This window comes from Neorhizobium sp. 2083 (genome assembly GCF_031455615.1).
Lineage (GTDB): Bacteria > Pseudomonadota > Alphaproteobacteria > Rhizobiales > Rhizobiaceae > Neorhizobium.
Window position 1 is genome coordinate 1 of the sequence record NZ_JAVDTC010000018.1, and the last position, 17,710, is coordinate 17,710.

Sequence of the window (17,710 nt, forward strand, 5' to 3'; positions counted from 1 at the left end):
AAGGTCGACCGCTACGGCCGCGACGCCACCGTCTCCGCGGCAGGCGTCGTCACCGGCCCAACGTCCAAGACCATCAGGCAGATGACCTATGATAACCTGGTGATCAGTTACCAGCAGGGATATTATGCTCAGCCTCAGCGCGAGTGCTGTGCATCGTATATCTCGGCCCGAGAGACGGCGGTTGACTTCGACTCCGATGGCAAGGACGAGCTCGAGGTTATCACCAATGTCGACGGTAGAGACAGCGCGCCAAGCCACACGATAATGTGGGATGTTTATCGGTTCAACAGTGACGGTGCTGGAGCACATATCGCTTCGGTCGATCTGCGACCACTTTATCTAAAGGATCCGAGCTTTAATTCAAAGGTGTACCCCCTGGTGGCCGGGCGGTTCTCAGCTGGCGCGTCAAAAGAGGTGCCGGTGTCCTATATCTATTGGGGGTTTCCGGCGGACGAATACACGAGCGGAAAAGCGATGCTCTCACTTAGCGGGTTGTCGGATTGCTACGCAGCGGTCTGCTCTCAGTTTTACCAGGAGCCGAACCCTTATTCCGAACCGCCGTCGATAGCGACCCTGGATCACGACGGTGATGGTGTGGATATTATCGTGGGAGGTGGGGTTACCGGGATCGGCGACTTCGCGGCGAACGGCCGGCAAGGCTATGTCAATACCAACAACGGTGTATCCGCCTTCCGTTTCATCAACGGAGCCTGGAGCTCCGTCTGGATCGGGCCCAATTGTTATTCGACGACGTTCAACTTCTACGTCTGCGCGCTGGGCGACCTGAATGGGGACGGCGCGACGGATCTGGTGGCTGCATCGAAGCAATCGAGCGGGGCCACCAACTATACGGCACAGGTTTGGCTATCGACGGGTAATGGATTTGTCCAGATTGCAGGTAGTTTCCCCTGGCGCCTGGAAACGGCCCTTCGTGACGCGGACAACGACGGCAAGGTGGATATCTATCAGGATGGAACGGTCCTGACGCTCGGGTTTGCCGCCGCCGGACCCCAGCTTCTCGGATCGGGCTATGCTCTGCCGTCCAACTTTCGCGTTTCCGGCGACTTCAACGGGGACGGCCTACCGGACCTGATACGACCGGGCTCCGACAATCCCATGTTTACCCAAGCCGGCTCCGGCAATCCGAACCTGTTGCGGTCAGTGAAGTTGGAGACTGGCGGCGTGGTCTCGGTTGACTACACGCCATCGACGCGGTGGACGAACGTGTTCATGCCGCAGGTCCTGCATGCGGTGACGCAGCTGCGGGTGGATGACGGACGCGGCCAGGTGGCGGCGACCGACTATGCCTATGCAGGCGGGCTCTACGATCCGAAGGCAAGGAAGTTTTTAGGCTACAAAACGATCACCATGACCAAGCCTTCGGCCAATGGCGAGACGGCGCGTCCGGTGGTGGAGACGACGTATCGCCAGGACCTGGCAAGTTACGGGCTGCCGGAGAAGACGGTGATCCGCAATGGTGCCAACACCGCCTCCAAGACGGTTACCGAGACCTATGCGGTCAATGCCGCCGCCAAGCCGTACACGGCCTTGAACACCGCCACCGAGACGACGCTGAACGAAGGCGGCTCGTCGCTTGTTCTGCGCAAGGAGCGGTCTTTCGATGCCTATGGCAACATCACCCAGATCAAGGATTATGGCCGCAAGGACCTGTCCGGCGACGAGACCTGGACAGGCATTGCGTACCCCTACAATACAAGCACTTATATCGTGTCGTCGGCTCGCGTCAGATGGATTCAATCGGGAGGATTCGATCCGGCGACGTCGGTCTATGAGCAGTATGAAGCTTTGTACTACGATGGCAGCACGGACAACGCCGCGCCGCCGACCAGAGGCAATCTGACCAAACGGCGATCTTTTAAGACCACTATCCCAACGACCACCTACTACGAGGAGCTGTTCACGTATGATCCGGCGAATGGCAACAAGCTGTCGCATGTGGACGGGGCGGGCAGTCGCACGGAATGGGACTATGACGCGATCTATCACCTTTATCCGGTGACGGAGCGGGCACCGAAGTATTTTGCCACCGGCGGACAGCCGGCAGATGTGCGGTTCGTGTCGACCTTCAGCAATGATGTGGTGTGCGGCAAGCCGGCCACCAAGGCGGACTGGAACGGGGTGACCGAGACCTTCACCTATGACCCGTTCTGCCGGCCTTATGACTATACGCATTCGGGCAGCGGCAAATATGTGAAGACGCGCTATGCGAACGAAGGCAATCCGGTCCAGCAGTCGGTTACGGTGTTCGAGCCCTGGTCGAGCGGCACCGGAGATATTTACACCCAGACCTATTATGACGGGATTGGCCGGCCCTGGCGGGTACAGAGCCTGGGCGATACGACCTCTGGTCCCCCCCGTGTCACTGACACGGTCTACGATCCGCGCGGCAATGCGGCGAAGACCAGCTTTGCCTACTTCTCCAACGAGACGCCGCAATGGACGGTCAACAGCTACGACTGGCAGGACCGGGTGGTGAAGACGGTCAATCCGGACGCGTCGCAGCGGACCTATCTGTATCTGGCACAGACGACCACCATCCCAGGGTCGAGCAATCTGCCGGTGATGGAAGTCCGCATGACCGACGAGGAGGGTAATGCCGGCACAGGGGGAACCGGCGGCAGCGGTGGCACCGGTGGTGGTGGGACGACTCCGGGCGTTCGTGATCCCGTCTCAGGCTATTACCTCAATGCGCCTGATAGCGCCTATCTAACCGGCGCAAGAGGTTTTCACCGCTGGAAGACCTTCTTCTGGTATCCCGGCTACGCCTTCCGCTGGGCTCCGAGTGGCAGTTCTTCTTCGGAAACCGTTTCGCTGACCGAAGCTCAATATAATGCGGCGGGAACAGCAACCGGCTACACTCACACCGACGGCTACACCTATTTCCGCGATCCCGCTGCTACGAACGAAGCCACATACAGTGACAGCTCCACTGGTTTAAATGGCTACCTCTCCGGCATTGCGCGGCGGAGCCCCCCGGTTTCCACGGGGGGTGGGGGCGACACCAGTGGCGGCGGCGCCAGCAGCAGCAGGCTCCATCGCTCCTTCACGGACAAGGACAACAACGTAATCCTCACCTCTCGTCAGTTGGCTGGAACGTGGGTCAACGAATACCGCACTTACGACGTTGTAGGCCGCCTCAAGGGCGTGCGCGATAATGACGGTGCGGTGTGGACCTATACCTACGACCTTGTCGGCAACCGGCTTTCGGCGAGCGATCCGGATCTGGGCACCTGGACCTATATGTTTGACAACGCCAATCGGCTGATCAGCCAGACGGATGCACGGGGCGCAGTGACGACGCTGTCCTACGACCAGATGGGCCGGCTTTTGACCAAACAAGTCAAGGCGGCTGGCGAGGCATCACCAACAACGGTGACAACCAATACCTATGACCAGGTGTTTAGCTCGCCTTCGCATAATGTCGGACTGTTGACCACATCTGCCAATGGCAACACGAACGTCAGATATAACCGCATCCAAACCGGAGCGGGGACCTACACAGGAGTGACCTATAGCACGGATGGGCTTTCCCATTGGCGAAACGACACACTGGGAAGGCAAGGCAAGACTGCCGCGGTTCGTTATGGTCTTCCAGAGGTTGGTGTAGGCTTGGCCTCGCCCTATTGGCTCTACAATGCGTCCGACCGCCTCTATTCGATCCCCGACTACATCACCTCAACCCTCTACGAGGCGGACGGCCAGACGAAGTCGATCAGCTATGCCAACGGGGTGACGACGGAGTTTACCTATTCGCCGACCCGGCGGTGGCTGACACGGGTGACGACAAAGAAGGGCACCACGGTGCTGATGGACAATCAGTACACCCGCGACAAGCTCGGTCGGATCAAGACGATCACTGGTCTCACCCCTGCCGACAGCTGGACCTATGGCTATGACGACCTCGACCGTCTGATCTCGGCCGACAATGCGGGCAACAACGCCCTTGATGAGACCTATAGCTATTCGGCAACCGGCAATCTTCTGTCGCGAACCCGGATCGCCGGCACCTATACCTATCCGGCCGGCAACGCGGTGCGTCCGCATGCGGCGACCCAGATCGGGGCGAAGACGATCGGTTACGACGCCAACGGCAACATGGTCTCGGACGGCACCCGCAGTCTTTTGTGGGACCGGTCGAACCAGCTTGCCAGCGTCACCCAAGGGGGATCGGCGGTGACCTTCTCCTATGGCCCGGACGGATCACGGGTGACGAAGAACTGGGCGTTCGGCAAGACGCTTTATGCCGGCGCCGATATCGAGGTCGACCGCACCACGCCGGGTGCGGAGGTCTATACCTACTATCCGCATCCCGACATCAAGGTGGTCGCCACGGCCGCCGGTGCGATCAGCAAATACTTCCTGCACCGCGATCACCTGTCGTCGGTGCGGCTGGTGACGGACGCTGCCGGCAATGTTGCCGAACAGACCAGCTATGCCGCCTATGGGGAGACCACCAATCCGGCGATGCAGACGAAGAAGGGCTATATCGGCGAACGCTTCGACGTCGAGACCGGGCTGATGTATCTCAACGCCAGATATTACGACCCAGCCTTCGGTCGCTTCATCGAGAAGGATGAACAGGCCGACATGGAGGGAGACGGCGAACCGGAGGCGAAGACCATCCTTCGGCGACTGCCGGCGGCCATCACCAAACCCGGATCCACCGCATCCGCCAACGGCACCGCCTCAACCGGATCCGGCCGATAACAGAGCGCCCAGGCGAGCGGCCAACGAGGCCGCTCGCGCACCAACCCACACATCCTCACGCCACCGTTCCAACTCTCGCACCCGGAAACCCTCGATGCGCTCTCTCGTCCGGCCGTTCCTTGCCCGCGTCCTCACCATGCTCCTCATCTGCAGCATGGTGAGCGCCCCTTTCGCCTCAACTGCCAACGCACGCTTCATCTCCCCCGACGACTGGGATCCCACCAAGGAAGGTGTTGGAACAAACCGATATGCATACGCTCAGAACGACCCAATAAATAAGTCCGATCCCAATGGGCATTCCATCAGTCCCGATGTCGATGACTACGGTAGCGAAGGCACAGGGGGAGAAAGTAACACCCAGAAGGAGGAGACCCAGACCTCGAAGGATCTAAAGGAGGTAGACGACCAACCGCGTGAAAACGAGCGGGAGAAAAAGGATGAAATCCAGCAGCGCGACGCAATTGAGGTCGGGGTGATCAAGGATTTATTCGGCAAACCCGGTGGGCAAGATCGGCTGGTTGGCCCCCTTGGCGGCGGCGTTGGCTACAAAGGCGGCGGGTGGCGTTCCGGTGCGGGTGGGGGTGGCGGAGGTGCCAGCGCGCCCGCAGGGGCACGCCCACCAAATCTCACTCCTCCAGGGGCGGGGCGTTCCGGAGCCTTCAACGAAGCCAAGCGATCATCCGGTATCCCGACCAGCCAACAACCATCTAATGTTAAACCAAATTACGACAAAAGGGGTGATCTTCAGCCAGGGCGCGTGTATGAATTTGAAGTGAAAACCCCAGGAGGGGGCACTGCGACTAGAAGTATTCGTGAGGATTCCAAAGGGCATTTCTATCCAGATAACCCCTCCCAAAATCGCGGGCCTCACTTTAATGATAAGTGGGGAGGTCACTATGATTACTAATGTGCGTATTCAATATGCTGAAGATATTCGTGCGCCGAACGACATATTGAAACTTAGGTCGGTTTTACCGATCCGAACTCCGATATCGGCGGTATGTTTCTCCGTTATGTCCACGGACAGGCAACCGTCTGCTGAAGTCGCGCTCAAGGCATTGTTTGGCTACGTTCGGACGATTGAGATCGGGCTTCACGCTTATCTATTGGTCGGAAATACAGCTTTACAAACGCCTACGCGGATCGTCAGGCATCTGAGATTATGGAAAGCACTGGAGAAAAAGGGGGTAACGGTTCCCGAATCTAAGGTGAGGGCAGAATACGAAGTTACGTACGAAGGTGGTGTGAAATACTTTGGATATATGCCCGTCGACGGCGATCCTACTTCTTCGGTCTGTGACGTGATGGTCGCTGAGAAAAATGCCTACCTCTGCTTTTCAAAAACAGAGTCGGCGATCACCCAATCCGCGCAACGAGGGTGGCTTCAAGCTACCGATTTGGATCCAAATCTCATTGAATTTTTGGTGTCAGAAGATGTACTGACTGGATTTTATTTTGGCGAGTTCGATGATCCAGAGACGGGTTTTGTGCTTCTTGGGAAGGCAGAGAAGATCTCGAAATATGTGCCGGTCTAGCCTGTGGCCATTCGCTTACGTCGGTTATTAATCGACTCTCTTTGCCGCAGACGAGCCACGCCGAGATCCGGATGAAATGGTTCGAAGGGCGCCGCTGCCACCGCGTCTGACGATCCAGTTATACCACGCCCTCGGAACCTGTGGATAGATTTCCCTCGACAAACATATTGGTCCAGAGCGCGCTATCCTTGATCCATAATGTGGGGATGTTCAGTGTCTTTGCTTTGCAAGATCAGAGATATTTTGGATTGGTGGAGATCCGCAGTCTTGCCCTTGCTGAACGCATTCAAAAGGCGATCAAGAAGACTGCGTAGTGCCGATTCGCCGGAAGGGGATGAGGTCAGTTCAAGCGGCTCTTCCGTCGAACTGGGGTTCAGCAACCTCACGCAAGGATCTACGCACGGCCTCGGTGGACCGGTATTCGACGGGCCGCATCTCAGGTTCCAGTCGGCAACCATGCGCCTGCCATTCAGTCGATCGATGCAGATTGCCAGCGCCATCGTCCAGGAAAAAACCCCTTTCGCTCTTGCAGACATTTACGTGCTGCCCGCACCAGATAAGAACGACAATCGCCAATCCTCATTCTACGTCATAAAGAAGGAGAGGATTGATCCAAAACTTGCCGAAGTCGCCGCCATGCGGCCTCGGGTTAATCGGCTGGGCATTGTCGATGATGGCCAGGTAATTTGGCTTCCCTCTCGTGCCCTCGAACATCTTCACCCGGCATTCCATCACATCCGGCACTGGCGGAATGGGTTACTTGCGGCGTTCGCGATAGTGCTCGTTGCCAGTGGTGCCACCTACGCGCACTTCCTCTCCAGGTATTCGGCCACTCAGCAGGAACTTGCCAGCGTGGTGGAAGCCAAGCGCTCCGAGGCTCGCCAGGTGCGAGCACTCCTGGATCGGCAACAGAAGAGCATCGCGGCCGTTGAAGCTGCTCGCAAAGGCAAAGCGCAGTCTGTCCCAGTCGTTCGAGTGTGGGAGGAATTGACCCGGATCTTGCCGGACGACGCTTGGCTGACGGATATCGCAGTCGATGGCGATGTGCTGACGATAACCGGTTTTGCGGCGGAGTCGGCGGCTGCCTTGATTGCCACCCTTGATGCCTCCGAACTTTTTTCAGCGCCGAGCTTCACCTCGCCGGTCGTACGCATTCCCGGTCAGACCGGCGAACGCTTCGAGATCCGATTGCGGGTACGGCCTGCATGACGGAGCTGTTGATCACGTTGATGAATGCACCCCGCTATGCGCAGCGCTCCGTGGCGCTGGGCGTTCTGGGCCTGGTGAGCATGATTGTTGTCGTGACGGTGGTCTATTTGGGGTCCTTTCTGTCGACGAAGGTTGCCGATATCGCGGATATGCGGGCTGAGCTTTTCCGTCTCGATGAGATCATCGCGCGCAAGCCTTTGACCGAAGTGAGCATCCCAAGCGTGGAACCTGCTGCGGCAACCTTGTTCATCGAGGGCGAGAGCCTTCCGGCTATCCAGGCCAAGCTTCAGGAGCGGGTCAATACGATTGCGCGCTCATCAGGAGCCACAATCGCGTCGATCAGCGGTACATCACCGATCGAGCTTGGAGGTGCAACTTACGCCGGCGTGCGAGCAGATGTGGAAGGCAGTTTGAAAGCGTTTCACGAGGTCGTTCGACAGCTTGAAACCTCGGAACCACCGCTGATAATCCGCCAGGTGGCGATCCGTGGAACGAATAGAGTTTTGCAAGGCGTGTTATCGGAGCCACTTCAACTTGCCGGTCAGATTGCAGTCTACGGGGCGGTCGGCCCGACGGTGGTTTTACCCGATAAGGGGAAGCCATGAGATGCTGAGATCAGTTGACATCCGATGGCTGGCCCTGTTTTCGATGGTCGTGGTTTTGTTTTGCCTTGGCGCGCTCAATGTCGCGATTTCCGGAATGAGCGTGGACATTTCTCCGCTCGAGGTGGAATTGCCGAGACACACTCCGGTGCCGGCCGCCAAAGACAAGAACCAGCCTATAGTCGTCACCGATTGGAACTTGCCGGAGACGCTTGTCCGTCCGGTCTTCAGCCCGACGCGGCGTGATTTCGTTCCGCCGCCTACGCCGGTCGCGAAGCCCGTCGCGCCGGTCGTCATGGAAGTGCCACCCAGCCAGCCACCTTCGCCGCCGAACATCAAGCTGCGCGGGACCAGAACGGTCAGCGGCAGGTTTTCAGCCCTGATCGCGACAGATGAAAAAAACGTGGATTGGTTCAGGGAGGGGGAGAGGGTCTTGGGGTGGACCATCGTGTCCATCGAAGCGGATCGGATGTCGCTTAGCACCGGCACATCTAGCGCTGTCTTCTCGCTCTATGACACTGGAACGAAAAGAGCCGATGGCCCAGCAAACTGAAAGACAAGGGGATTCCGACGATAGCGGCTTTGCACTGCTGGCCGTGCTCGGCTTCATCTTGCTGTTTGCGATGTTTCTGGCCCCGTTTGCGGCCTCTTCCCGGCTAAAGGCACTGACCGTCGGACATGAATATAACCAGGCCCGTCTCGGGAACGCCGTCCAGGCCATCAACGGCTATATTACTTGGCGGATTGGTGCCGATCCTCGCTGGCGGGGTGTGGTTGACAGCGGAGGCCTTTTCGCGTCGGAGTGCGTTATCAAGGACGTCTCCATGAAGATCGCGATCATCCCGCATGTGAGCCTTATTAATCTGAATACGGCAGAGGAGCCACTGCTGGTTGCTGGTTTCAGAGGCATCGGTTTGAGCGGGATCGATGCACAGAACGCCGCTCAAAAAGTCATGCGGTTTCGGTCGCCAGGCACGAGCAATGGTGACGATCGGGGCATCGATGCCGGGCCGAAGCGCGCCCCCTTCGAAGATATCTCGGAACTACATGATTTCGAGGCGCTTCGCGGTATCGCGCTAGCGGATCTGGGTCACGTTTTTTCGGTGCGGGAGGGGCGAGCTATTCTCTCCAGGTCGAGGGAAACAGGCGGTGCGTCGATGTTTTACACGATCGAGACGGTACTATTCGATGGAGATGATTGGACAGGGTCCGCCTCGGTTTTTTCCGTGGCGACCCGTAGTGGCCCAAGCCAGAAGGTCGCGACTATTGATGTAGACACGAAACCTCCTATGCCCAAGAGCAAGGGAAATTGCGCGTCTTTGCTGGATGGGGATGTCACTCGGGTGTTGGAGGAAGTGCTTGCATGATCTCTTCTTCGGCATCTCCTCAGGCATTTTTGACCTTCCTGGAAGATTCGGAGCGGATCTCGGTGGAGGCGGCAGCACGTGCCAGAGCGGCTGAGCGAAAAACGGGCCAGGCAATTGACGTCATTATTCGAGAACTGGGCATCCTGCCCGAAGTGGCCATTGCCAACGAACTGGCCAGGTTCCTGCAGATAGGGTCCGTGGCGAAGCTTCCTGCGATGGAAAGCAACGAGCTTCTCGAACGCCTTGGTCTTGATTTCGCGGCAGACAAGGCAATCGTTCCTCGCCTGGCGGAGAATGGTGACCTGCTGCTCACGGTCGCCAATCCCTTCGACGCGGATACCATCGGTGCGGTGAGCTATTTCTTTGAACTTCCTGTTCGATTGGAAATAACGCCCCGAAGCGCGGTCGATGATTTTATCAGGGACATCAGGCAAACCTCAGAACCTGTTGGCTTAGTTGATGGCGTTGACGCGGTCGCCGATGTGGATCTCGAGCGGCTGCAGGATATCGCGCGCGACGCGCCAGTCGTAAAATTCGTCTCCAGGATTATCCAGAAGGCGGTCGATGAAAGGGCGACGGACATACACCTCGAACCTGAGGCCAATTCCATGGGTGTCAGGTTTCGCCGCGATGGAATGCTGACCCATGTGGAAAGCGTTTCTCACGCTTTGCATGCCGGCGTGATCAGCCGCCTAAAAATTCTGGCCCGCCTCAATATTGCGGAGCGGCGGTTGCCGCAGGACGGCCGGCTTCGGCTCTCCGTGCGAGGGCAGGAGGTCGATTTCCGTCTTTCCGTCGTTCCTTCGATCCACGGTGAAACGGTCGTGCTTCGTATCCTGGACCGCGAGACCGTACATCTGGATCTCAAAAGCCTAGGGTACGATGCCGCTTCGGCAGAGAAGATCAAGGCCATCACCGGAAGACCGAATGGCATGGTGCTGGTGACTGGCCCCACCGGCTCGGGCAAGACCACGACGCTCTATTCGATCCTTGCTGAACTTAATCGGCAGGAGGTGAAGATTTTCACCGTGGAGGATCCGGTCGAGTATCGCATGACAGGGGTCACGCAGTTACAGATTGATCCCGCCATCGGCCTGACGTTTGCGTCGGCATTGAGATCGGTCCTGCGACAGGATCCGGACATTATCCTGGTTGGTGAAATTCGTGACCGCGAGACTGCCGAAATCGCGATCCAGGCGGCGCTGACGGGCCATCTGGTTCTTTCGACCCTCCATACCAATAGCGCGATCGGCGCCTTCAGCCGGTTGCGGGATATGGGCATAGAGCCATTTCTGATCGACGCGACCATGCAGGGGGTCATTGGCCAGCGCCTCCTGCGAAAATGTTGCGATCAATGCCGGGAATGGGCGGATAAATCCGGCTGTTTTGCCTGCGCCGGAACCGGTTTCAAAGGCCGTCAGGCGACGTTCGAGATCCTGCAGATGTCCGACCGTGTTCGCCAGGCAGTGGTACAGGGAGTAAGCCAGGAGGAAATCGAAACGCTCGCCAAGCAGGAGGGCATGATGCTGATGCGCGACCATGCTTTCCAGCTCGCGGCCGAGGGCAAGACCACGCTTGCCGAAGCTGTCAGAGTTGTCGAGCTGGAAGACCGCTAAATGCTGAGGTTTTCCTACACGGCTTTTAATCCGCAGGGCCGGCAACAGAAGGGGCAGATCGATGCGCAGGATATTGCCGACGCACGCCGCAGACTGAGAGCCGAGGGGCTTTCCGTCTCCACCTTGAGGGCCGCAGATTCCGGATCGGAAAAGCCGGGGACAGCATCGGCAATCCGTTTTAGCCGTGCCTTCAACAAAACGCGGTTTTTTGCAGATCTTTCAGTCTTGATGAACGCGGGTCTGGGCATCGATCAGGCACTGCGGGCTATGCAGGATGCCGCGCCGCGAGGTGGAGACCGGCAAGTTATCGGTACGATAATCGAAAGGCTCTCCTCTGGCGCTACCCCCTCGATAGCCTTGTCCAGTCTAAACGGTCTGCCGGAAGACGCTTTGGCATTGATCTCAAGCGGGGAACATAGCGCGCGCCTACCTCACGTGATGAAGATTATCGCTGCGGATCTTGAAAAGCGTGATGCGCAGCGCAAGCAGCTTATCGATGCGTCTGTTTATCCGTTATTCCTCTTGGTGATGATGTTCTTTGCGATCGGCGTGGTCACGTTCGTTCTTGTTCCGACGCTGGAGCCAATTTTCGAAAGTTCCGGCCGCAATCCGCCTTTTATCGTTGCCTTGCTTTCCAGCTTGCGGGGAGGGCTAGGTGATCCTGTGGCGCTTTTCGCGATATTTGCGTGCATCATACTCGTTGCGGCATTTGCCATTCTACGGCCGTCGTCCATACAAGCTGCTTTCGCGGCAGTTTTGCTCAAACTTCCATTCCTCGGGCGTGCCGTTTCCCAATCCGCCCTTGCTCGATATCTGCAAAGCCTTTCCTTGCTTCTCGAAAATGCGGTTCCCTTACCGGACGCGCTGGCACTTTCCGCCCGTTGTTGCCCTGCGATTTCCTTCCGCGAGAAGCTACTTTCCATGCGGGACGTGGTGATCTCGGGGAAAAGGCTACCGGAGGCTTTCGCCGCCAGCGGCCTCTTTCCACGAGGGGCGGTTTCGCTGGTGGCGATCGGCGATGAGGTCAACAAACTCCCGGCGGTGCTGGATAATGCTGCCGGCGTGTTGCGATCCGATGCTCAACGGCTCACCGATCGTTTGCTGGCATTGATGACTCCCGCCATCACGATATTTCTCGGTATCCTCATTGGGGGATTGGTGGTCTCGGTGATGACGGCGCTGCTGGGGATCAATGAGTTGAGTATTCAGTGATGGATCCCAGTTCCACCCGCCGCGACAAAATTGCCGGCTTCAGTCTGACCGAGATGCTGGTTGTTCTCGCTATCATTGGAATACTTTTTTCCCTTGCGATTCCATCATACCGGTCTCTGACTAGAGTGACCCCTCAGAGCGTCGCGCGGCAGGTGCTGTATATGGCACAGTCTACACGCTTGAGCGCTCTTAAAACGGGCTCCTCAAAATCCCTGTTCCTTGACACAAGGAGCGGTAGCATCCGATCTGATGCCAAAGTGGCCACCATTGTCATGCCAGCGGCGATCGCCTTTTCGGCGACCATCGGCCGCGACAACCGCACGACCGCGGAACAAGGCAATATCACCTTCTTCCCGAATGGTAGCGCGACCGGAGGTGCGATCCGGTTTCGTTCGGGCGGCGCACCTGAGGCCGTCTTGCTGGTCAATTGGCTGACGGGCGTTCCTACATTGACCACGGCGGCGTCCCATGAAGGTCGATGATAGTCGGGATGGTTTTACGCTGCTGGAGACGTTGATCGCTTTCCTGATCTTGTCGACGGCGCTGGCTATTTCGGCGCAAGCTATCGGTATTGCCACTAAAAGCCTCTCGATTTCAGAGGATCGTAAAGAGGTTCTTAGGGTTGCAGATTCGTTGCGTATCGAGACTTTGCCTAGGGTTCTGCGCGGGGAACGCGATGAGGAAGGGGCGACTGGAGCATTGCGCTGGAAGATCCACGTTGTACCTGTTCAATCTCTACAGGTGGGAGACAAGGGAGCTGTGCTTGCAGTTATGACCCTGTTCACGCGCTCAGGCAGGGCCCATAAATTCGTCTACTTCAGTCCTGATCTTTGATGCCTCAGATGGCCACGCGGAAAGCGCCGTCAAAAGATAACGCAGCTTCGCAGACCGGCGGCTTCACTCTCGTTGAAATGCTGGTCACGCTCTGCATTACAGCGCTGCTTTCGGGGCTGATGGTGGCTTCGATTGGCCAGCTTCGACCAATGCACAGGATCACGGAAGTCAATGACGCCGAGATGGAGCTCGAAGCTGCCAGCGCTTACTTGCAATCTCTCCTTGGGCAGGCCCGTCGTTTGGCGCCCATAAAAGATGATCCGGCAAAAAAAGCTGTCTTTTCCGGTAATGCAACAGGGTTCAATTTTGTGGCAACCGCGATGGTCGGCAGTCAGCGCTTATCCCTGCGTGACGTAGAGATAAGGGCTCGCCAAACCCGGGATGAGTTCGCTCTCATGCAAAGCAACATTCCACGAAGACTGTTTTCCAAGGCACAGAGCGAAGAGTTTACGATCATCGCGGCCCTGAAATCGGTCAGGTTCTCGTATCTGGCGTCGCCAGAATATTCGGCGCCATCATGGAAAGATGTCTGGACCGACCGTGAAGCCTTGCCCTATGCGGTGAAGATAAATCTCGTCGGTATTCGATCCGGTCGCGAAACGGCGATCGAAAGAATTGCGATCATCGATATCGGCCGGTAGTCAGTTTCCGGCGAGGTCAGCGTCCTGGCCGGTACCGCCCATCTTGCGATCCCGTCCGAAGGACAGAATCTGAAATGGTTTTTCTTCCGCCGGGCTTCGGTATTGATATGGGCTATTCCACGGATCAGCGAAGACGCCGGCATTCTTGATATAGGGCCCGTTCCAGGTCGCGGCATTGGTCGGTCGGGTAGCCAGGGCTGCAAGACCTTCTTCCGTGGTCGGATAGTGCCCGGTATCAATATAGTAGAGTTCTAGCGCGCTCTCGAAATTCTTGATCTGGGCTTTAGTGGTGTCGACCTTGGCCGATTCCAGATAGCGCAGAACCTGGGGAGTGGCGAGCGCTGCAATTAGGCCGATGATCGCGAGAACCACCAGAAGCTCCACGAGGGTGAAGCCCTCGATGGCAGCCTGGCGCTTGATGCCAGATTTGAGAATGGGTCGGAATGTGATCATGAAATTTGTCCGATGAAAGGTCCGTAAAGTCGTTCGAGGTTCCAGGTGACAACCAGAGACCCGGCAAGGAAAGGGCCAAAAGGGATCTTCTGAGTTTGGACGTCTTTCCTGGCGAGGTTGAAGATCAACAGGAAAACGAGCGCCAATGACGACGCCAGAAACAGAAAGATTGGAAACATCCACGGGCTGAACCAGACAGCGGCCGCGCCGGCCAGCTTCACATCCCCCAGGCCCAAACCGACGCGACCAGTGAGTCTGAGATGCACCTGACGTATGGTCCACATCAGAAGCGCGACGAGCAACGCAAATGCGCAGGCCGTGAACGTCTCAACCCACCCCTGTTGAAGCCGAAACATCAATCCGGCGGCGAGGAGCGTGACGTTGACGGCGTCCGGAATGATGAACCACCGGAAATCAACGTAGCAGATGACGCCAAAGCAGATGACCAGAACGGCTGTCAGGATGAATATCACAGAAGAGCTCAATAACTCAGGCGTTTGATATCTTGTTCGAGCTTGCTCGATCCGCCGCGCCGTTTCTTGATGTCAGAGGAGAAATCAAGCTGCTGCCGGAACTCTTCCGTCACGTTTCGGGCCTCGTTGACGTCTCTGACGATCCGCGGCTTGATGAAGATGATCAGCTCGGTTTTCTTGATGGTATCGGTTTTGCTCTTGAACGCGTTTCCCAGGAGAGGAATGTCGCCGAGGATCGGGACCTGCGTACGAACCAGATCGTTCTTCTGCTGGATCAGCCCGCCAAGTGCCAGGCTTTCATTGTCGTTGACGACCACGCGTGTCGAAACTTTCCGCTGCTGGATCGTCGGTGAATCGATGCCGGACGAAGTGGTCTTCACCACGTCACTCACCTCCTGCTGAATATCCAGCATGATCTTGCCGGAGGTGTTGATGCGCGGCACGACTGTCAGGATGATGCCGGTGTCCTTCATCTCGACCGAATTGACAACCGGCGCGCCTGCATCGTCGATACTGCGGGACTGGCGTGTCACGATGGGAACCTGGTCGCCGATCTGCAGGACGGCTTTCTGATTGTTGAGCGCCATCAGCGTTGGAGCGGAAACGACATTGACGTCGGTAACGCTGGAGAGCGCATTCAACGTCACGCGGATGTCCTTGGTGGCGTAGCTCCACGCAAGCGCCGGAAAGCTGGCACCGGTCCCACCGCTTGCAAGATCGGAAAAGCCAAAGTTGGAACGGCCGCTTTCGAAGAACCAGCGAAGGCCGAACTTGAGCTCGTCTCCGAGTGTTACCTCCGCAATGACCGCTTCCAGCATTACCTGCGTCGGAACGACGTCAAGCTGGCGGAGAAGTTTCTCGACCCGCTCGTATTCCCGCGCGGTCGTTGAGATCAGGAGGGCGTTGTTCTCAATATCCGCTACAACCGAAGTTTTGGGTGTGCGCGACCCCGCAGAGGGGCTGTTAGGCTGAGTGTTCGGATCGCCAGGCACAGCTTGGCGTGATCGCTGCTCGTTATAGGCCGTGGCTATCGTTGTAGGTTCCAGGTCCGGAGCGATCGGATTGTCGATCTGGATTTGCTCGCTCCCGGTAGACTCGCGCTCTTTCAGGACGGACTGCAGAACCTGCGCGAGCTCTTTCGCAGGTCTGTTCTGGATGTTGTAGACGAACAGTCGTTCCTCATTCGTGCTGGCGAGCCTGTCCAGTTTAGCGATCCATGCTGTCGCACGGGCGAGATAGGCCGGCCGGGAGGTGATAACGAGGACGGCGTTCAAGCGTTCGTTCGGGATGAACCGGATGATCTTGCTACCAGGCCCATCTTCGGCGGCGAAGATCGACGTGAGCTCTTTGGCAACCGCTGCGGACTGTGACGCCTTCAACGGGTGAAGAGCGACCGACATTCCCTTCATCCAGTCGACATCGAAGATGCCGATAGCATTGCGCATCGCGGCGAGGTCATTGCTGGTGCCTGCGAGCACGATAATGTTGCGATGGTCGTCGACCCGCAGGATCGATCCCTGCCTGCTGATGGGATCGAGAATACCTTTCATTTCGGCCGCGGCCACGTATTTGAGCTCGATCGCTTGCACCTTGATGCCAGGGCCGCTGATCGGATTTGACGCGGTTGCAATCTCCGGGGTGGACGAGAAGGCTTCGGAGGCAGGGACAATCTGATAGTTGCCGTTTTGCTTTGTAATAACTGCTCCGTTGACAGCCAAGGCTGACTCGAAAATCTCGAGCAGCGCATCGCGCGAAACAGGCGTCGCGGTCTGAAGCGTCACAGTACCCGCCACCCGCGAATCGACGACGTAATTGGCGCCCAGCGTATCGCCGAGCACGCTTTTGGCCGCCGCAGCGACCGGCGCATTGACCAGATTGAGGCTATAGCCTTCCCCGCCCTTTGTCGTCTTGCCAGTCGATATTGCAGGTTGTGAGGAGAGGAAGCTTCCAGTGCCGACTTGCGAGGCCCCGCTGAAAACACCTGCATCCGAAGTGGACGCTGCGAAACTGTGAGACGTGCCATGTGAAACCGGAAGAGGTTTCCCTCGAGAGTCCAGTTCGCTCAGTTTTACCGAAAAGACATCATTGATGGAATCTGTCGAATTGCAGCCCGAGAGCAACGCAATGGCCAGCAGGCAATACGACTTGGAATGCTTCATGAAATGACCCGCCCACTTACCGTGCCGATCCTATAGAAGAGGTGCTTCGACGCCATCGCCAAAGTACGCGCAATGGTTCTGTCCACAATTTTTACACGTTAGATCTGAGCCATTGCTAATATATGTGTCATCGTCTCATATTTTTGTTGTTAGCGTCACAAAACGGTTGCGCTGGGTAGGTTGTGCGACGTTAGGATGCGTCGTGTTTTGATGACGAATTGATTCGCTTCGAGGGGGCTCATGCGTAGCAGTCGGGTTTGTTTTGCGGCTTTTGCCGCCACGGTATCGCTTTGCGTTTTTTCGGGTGGGGTGACGGGAGCGGTGGTTGCCGACGGGCTGCTGGGGCGTGGGGCACAGGCGGCCGAGCAGGGCGTGAAGCCGGGTGGGTTTGGAAGCGGCACTGGTCTTGGTGGCGGCGCGATGGGCCGCACGGGAACTGGGCTATTCGGGCAGGCTGGTTCGGGCGGCGCTTCTGGGAGCGAGGCGCTTGAGCAGGGAGCCGGTGCCGGTGCATCGTCGAACGATCGTGCGGTTGACCGGACGCTTGGGCTCGGCAAGCCGCAGGAAAAAGGTTTGGGGACAGGGGCTGCGGGTAGCAAGGCCGCGGGTGGCAGTGCCGCGGATCCAGAGAACGAAACCGGCAAGGCTGGCACGACCGCGCTGGGGAAGCCGGCAAATGAGCAGGAGGATGGTGGCAACCAAAAACCTGCCGAGCAGGAGGCGATTACTACGATGTCCTCTGCCGGCGAGCCGGCCGGTACCATACAAGTGGCCAGCGCCCCACAGAAGCCGTCGATCCCGGAGATCACGGGCAATGGGTTCTTCACCCAGAAGATCGGCATCGACGTTCCCGGCTTCCGTGGCCTGGAGCCGAAGCTCTC

Annotated in this window: 15 protein-coding genes and 1 pseudogene; 12 read left to right on the top strand and 4 right to left on the bottom strand. The window is 57.6% G+C overall.

The features are described 5' to 3' along the window. Positions 1 to 81: 81 nt before the first annotated feature. From J2X76_RS31340 to gspM, 5 genes are all read left to right on the top strand, one after another. On the top strand, positions 82 to 4,728 hold the full coding sequence (locus J2X76_RS31340; protein WP_310221832.1) for a toxin TcdB middle/N-terminal domain-containing protein: 4,647 nt from the start codon (positions 82 to 84) through the stop codon (positions 4,726 to 4,728). Positions 4,729 to 4,822: 94 nt separating this feature from the next. After that, positions 4,823 to 5,635: an HNH/endonuclease VII fold putative polymorphic toxin gene (locus tag J2X76_RS31345; protein WP_310221834.1), complete on the top strand. Its 813-nt coding sequence runs from the start codon at positions 4,823 to 4,825 to the stop codon at positions 5,633 to 5,635. Continuing rightward, positions 5,625 to 6,263, top strand: a complete 639-nt coding sequence (locus J2X76_RS31350; protein WP_310221836.1) for a hypothetical protein — start codon at positions 5,625 to 5,627, stop codon at positions 6,261 to 6,263. The genes J2X76_RS31345 and J2X76_RS31350 overlap by 11 nt, the downstream gene beginning before the upstream one ends. A 267-nt stretch (positions 6,264 to 6,530) precedes the next feature. Then, a complete protein-coding gene (locus tag J2X76_RS31355) occupies positions 6,531 to 7,472 on the top strand; it encodes a PilN domain-containing protein (RefSeq protein WP_310221838.1) in 942 nt (313 codons plus the stop codon). Beyond that, positions 7,469 to 8,077: a type II secretion system protein GspM gene (gene gspM / locus J2X76_RS31360; RefSeq protein WP_310221840.1), complete on the top strand. Its 609-nt coding sequence runs from the start codon at positions 7,469 to 7,471 to the stop codon at positions 8,075 to 8,077. The genes J2X76_RS31355 and gspM overlap by 4 nt, the downstream gene beginning before the upstream one ends. On the opposite strand, the gene J2X76_RS31365 is transcribed toward gspM, so the two are convergent. Further along, positions 8,054 to 8,530, bottom strand: a complete 477-nt coding sequence (locus tag J2X76_RS31365) for a hypothetical protein (protein ID WP_310221841.1) — start codon at positions 8,528 to 8,530, stop codon at positions 8,054 to 8,056. The genes gspM and J2X76_RS31365 overlap by 24 nt on opposite strands. Before the next feature lie 80 nt (positions 8,531 to 8,610). Between J2X76_RS31365 and J2X76_RS31370 the strand changes: the two genes are divergently transcribed. The 6 genes from J2X76_RS31370 to J2X76_RS31395 are packed head-to-tail and all read left to right on the top strand — an operon-like array spanning position 8,611 to position 13,744. Continuing rightward, positions 8,611 to 9,441 (top strand): hypothetical protein, encoded by an 831-nt coding sequence (locus J2X76_RS31370; protein WP_310221843.1) that lies wholly within the window; start codon positions 8,611 to 8,613, stop codon positions 9,439 to 9,441. Beyond that, entirely contained in the window at positions 9,438 to 11,057 is a 1,620-nt protein-coding gene (locus J2X76_RS31375) for a GspE/PulE family protein (RefSeq protein WP_310221845.1), read from the top strand. The genes J2X76_RS31370 and J2X76_RS31375 overlap by 4 nt, the downstream gene beginning before the upstream one ends. Next, the gene (locus tag J2X76_RS31380) at positions 11,058 to 12,269 is read left to right on the top strand and encodes a type II secretion system F family protein (protein WP_310221847.1); all 1,212 of its coding nucleotides are present in this window, start codon (positions 11,058 to 11,060) and stop codon (positions 12,267 to 12,269) included. Further along, positions 12,269 to 12,751, top strand: a complete 483-nt coding sequence (locus tag J2X76_RS31385; RefSeq protein ID WP_310221849.1) for a prepilin-type N-terminal cleavage/methylation domain-containing protein — start codon at positions 12,269 to 12,271, stop codon at positions 12,749 to 12,751. The genes J2X76_RS31380 and J2X76_RS31385 overlap by 1 nt, the downstream gene beginning before the upstream one ends. After that, positions 12,738 to 13,103, top strand: coding sequence for a prepilin-type N-terminal cleavage/methylation domain-containing protein (locus tag J2X76_RS31390; protein WP_310221852.1), 366 nt, complete (start codon positions 12,738 to 12,740; stop codon positions 13,101 to 13,103). Before J2X76_RS31385 ends, J2X76_RS31390 begins: the two co-directional genes overlap by 14 nt. Positions 13,104 to 13,111: 8 nt before the next feature. Next, on the top strand, positions 13,112 to 13,744 hold the full coding sequence (locus tag J2X76_RS31395) for a hypothetical protein (protein WP_310221854.1): 633 nt from the start codon (positions 13,112 to 13,114) through the stop codon (positions 13,742 to 13,744). On the opposite strand, the gene gspG is transcribed toward J2X76_RS31395, so the two are convergent. From gspG to gspD, 3 genes are read right to left on the bottom strand one after another with little or no spacing between them, the layout of a single operon-like run. Further along, positions 13,745 to 14,197 carry a type II secretion system major pseudopilin GspG gene (gene gspG, locus J2X76_RS31400; protein WP_310221856.1) on the bottom strand — a complete coding sequence of 151 codons (453 nt, stop codon included), beginning with the start codon at positions 14,195 to 14,197 and terminating at the stop codon, positions 13,745 to 13,747. It abuts the gene before it with no gap. Next, positions 14,194 to 14,670: an A24 family peptidase gene (locus J2X76_RS31405; RefSeq protein ID WP_310221858.1), complete on the bottom strand. Its 477-nt coding sequence runs from the start codon at positions 14,668 to 14,670 to the stop codon at positions 14,194 to 14,196. Before J2X76_RS31405 ends, gspG begins: the two co-directional genes overlap by 4 nt. Before the next feature lie 8 nt (positions 14,671 to 14,678). Next, positions 14,679 to 16,829, bottom strand: coding sequence for a type II secretion system secretin GspD (gspD, locus tag J2X76_RS31410; protein WP_310221860.1), 2,151 nt, complete (start codon positions 16,827 to 16,829; stop codon positions 14,679 to 14,681). A 240-nt stretch (positions 16,830 to 17,069) separates the two neighbouring features. On the opposite strand from gspD, the pseudogene J2X76_RS31415 reads away from it, so the two are divergent. Further along, positions 17,070 to 17,710: pseudogene (locus J2X76_RS31415) on the top strand (hypothetical protein); the annotation flags it as partial.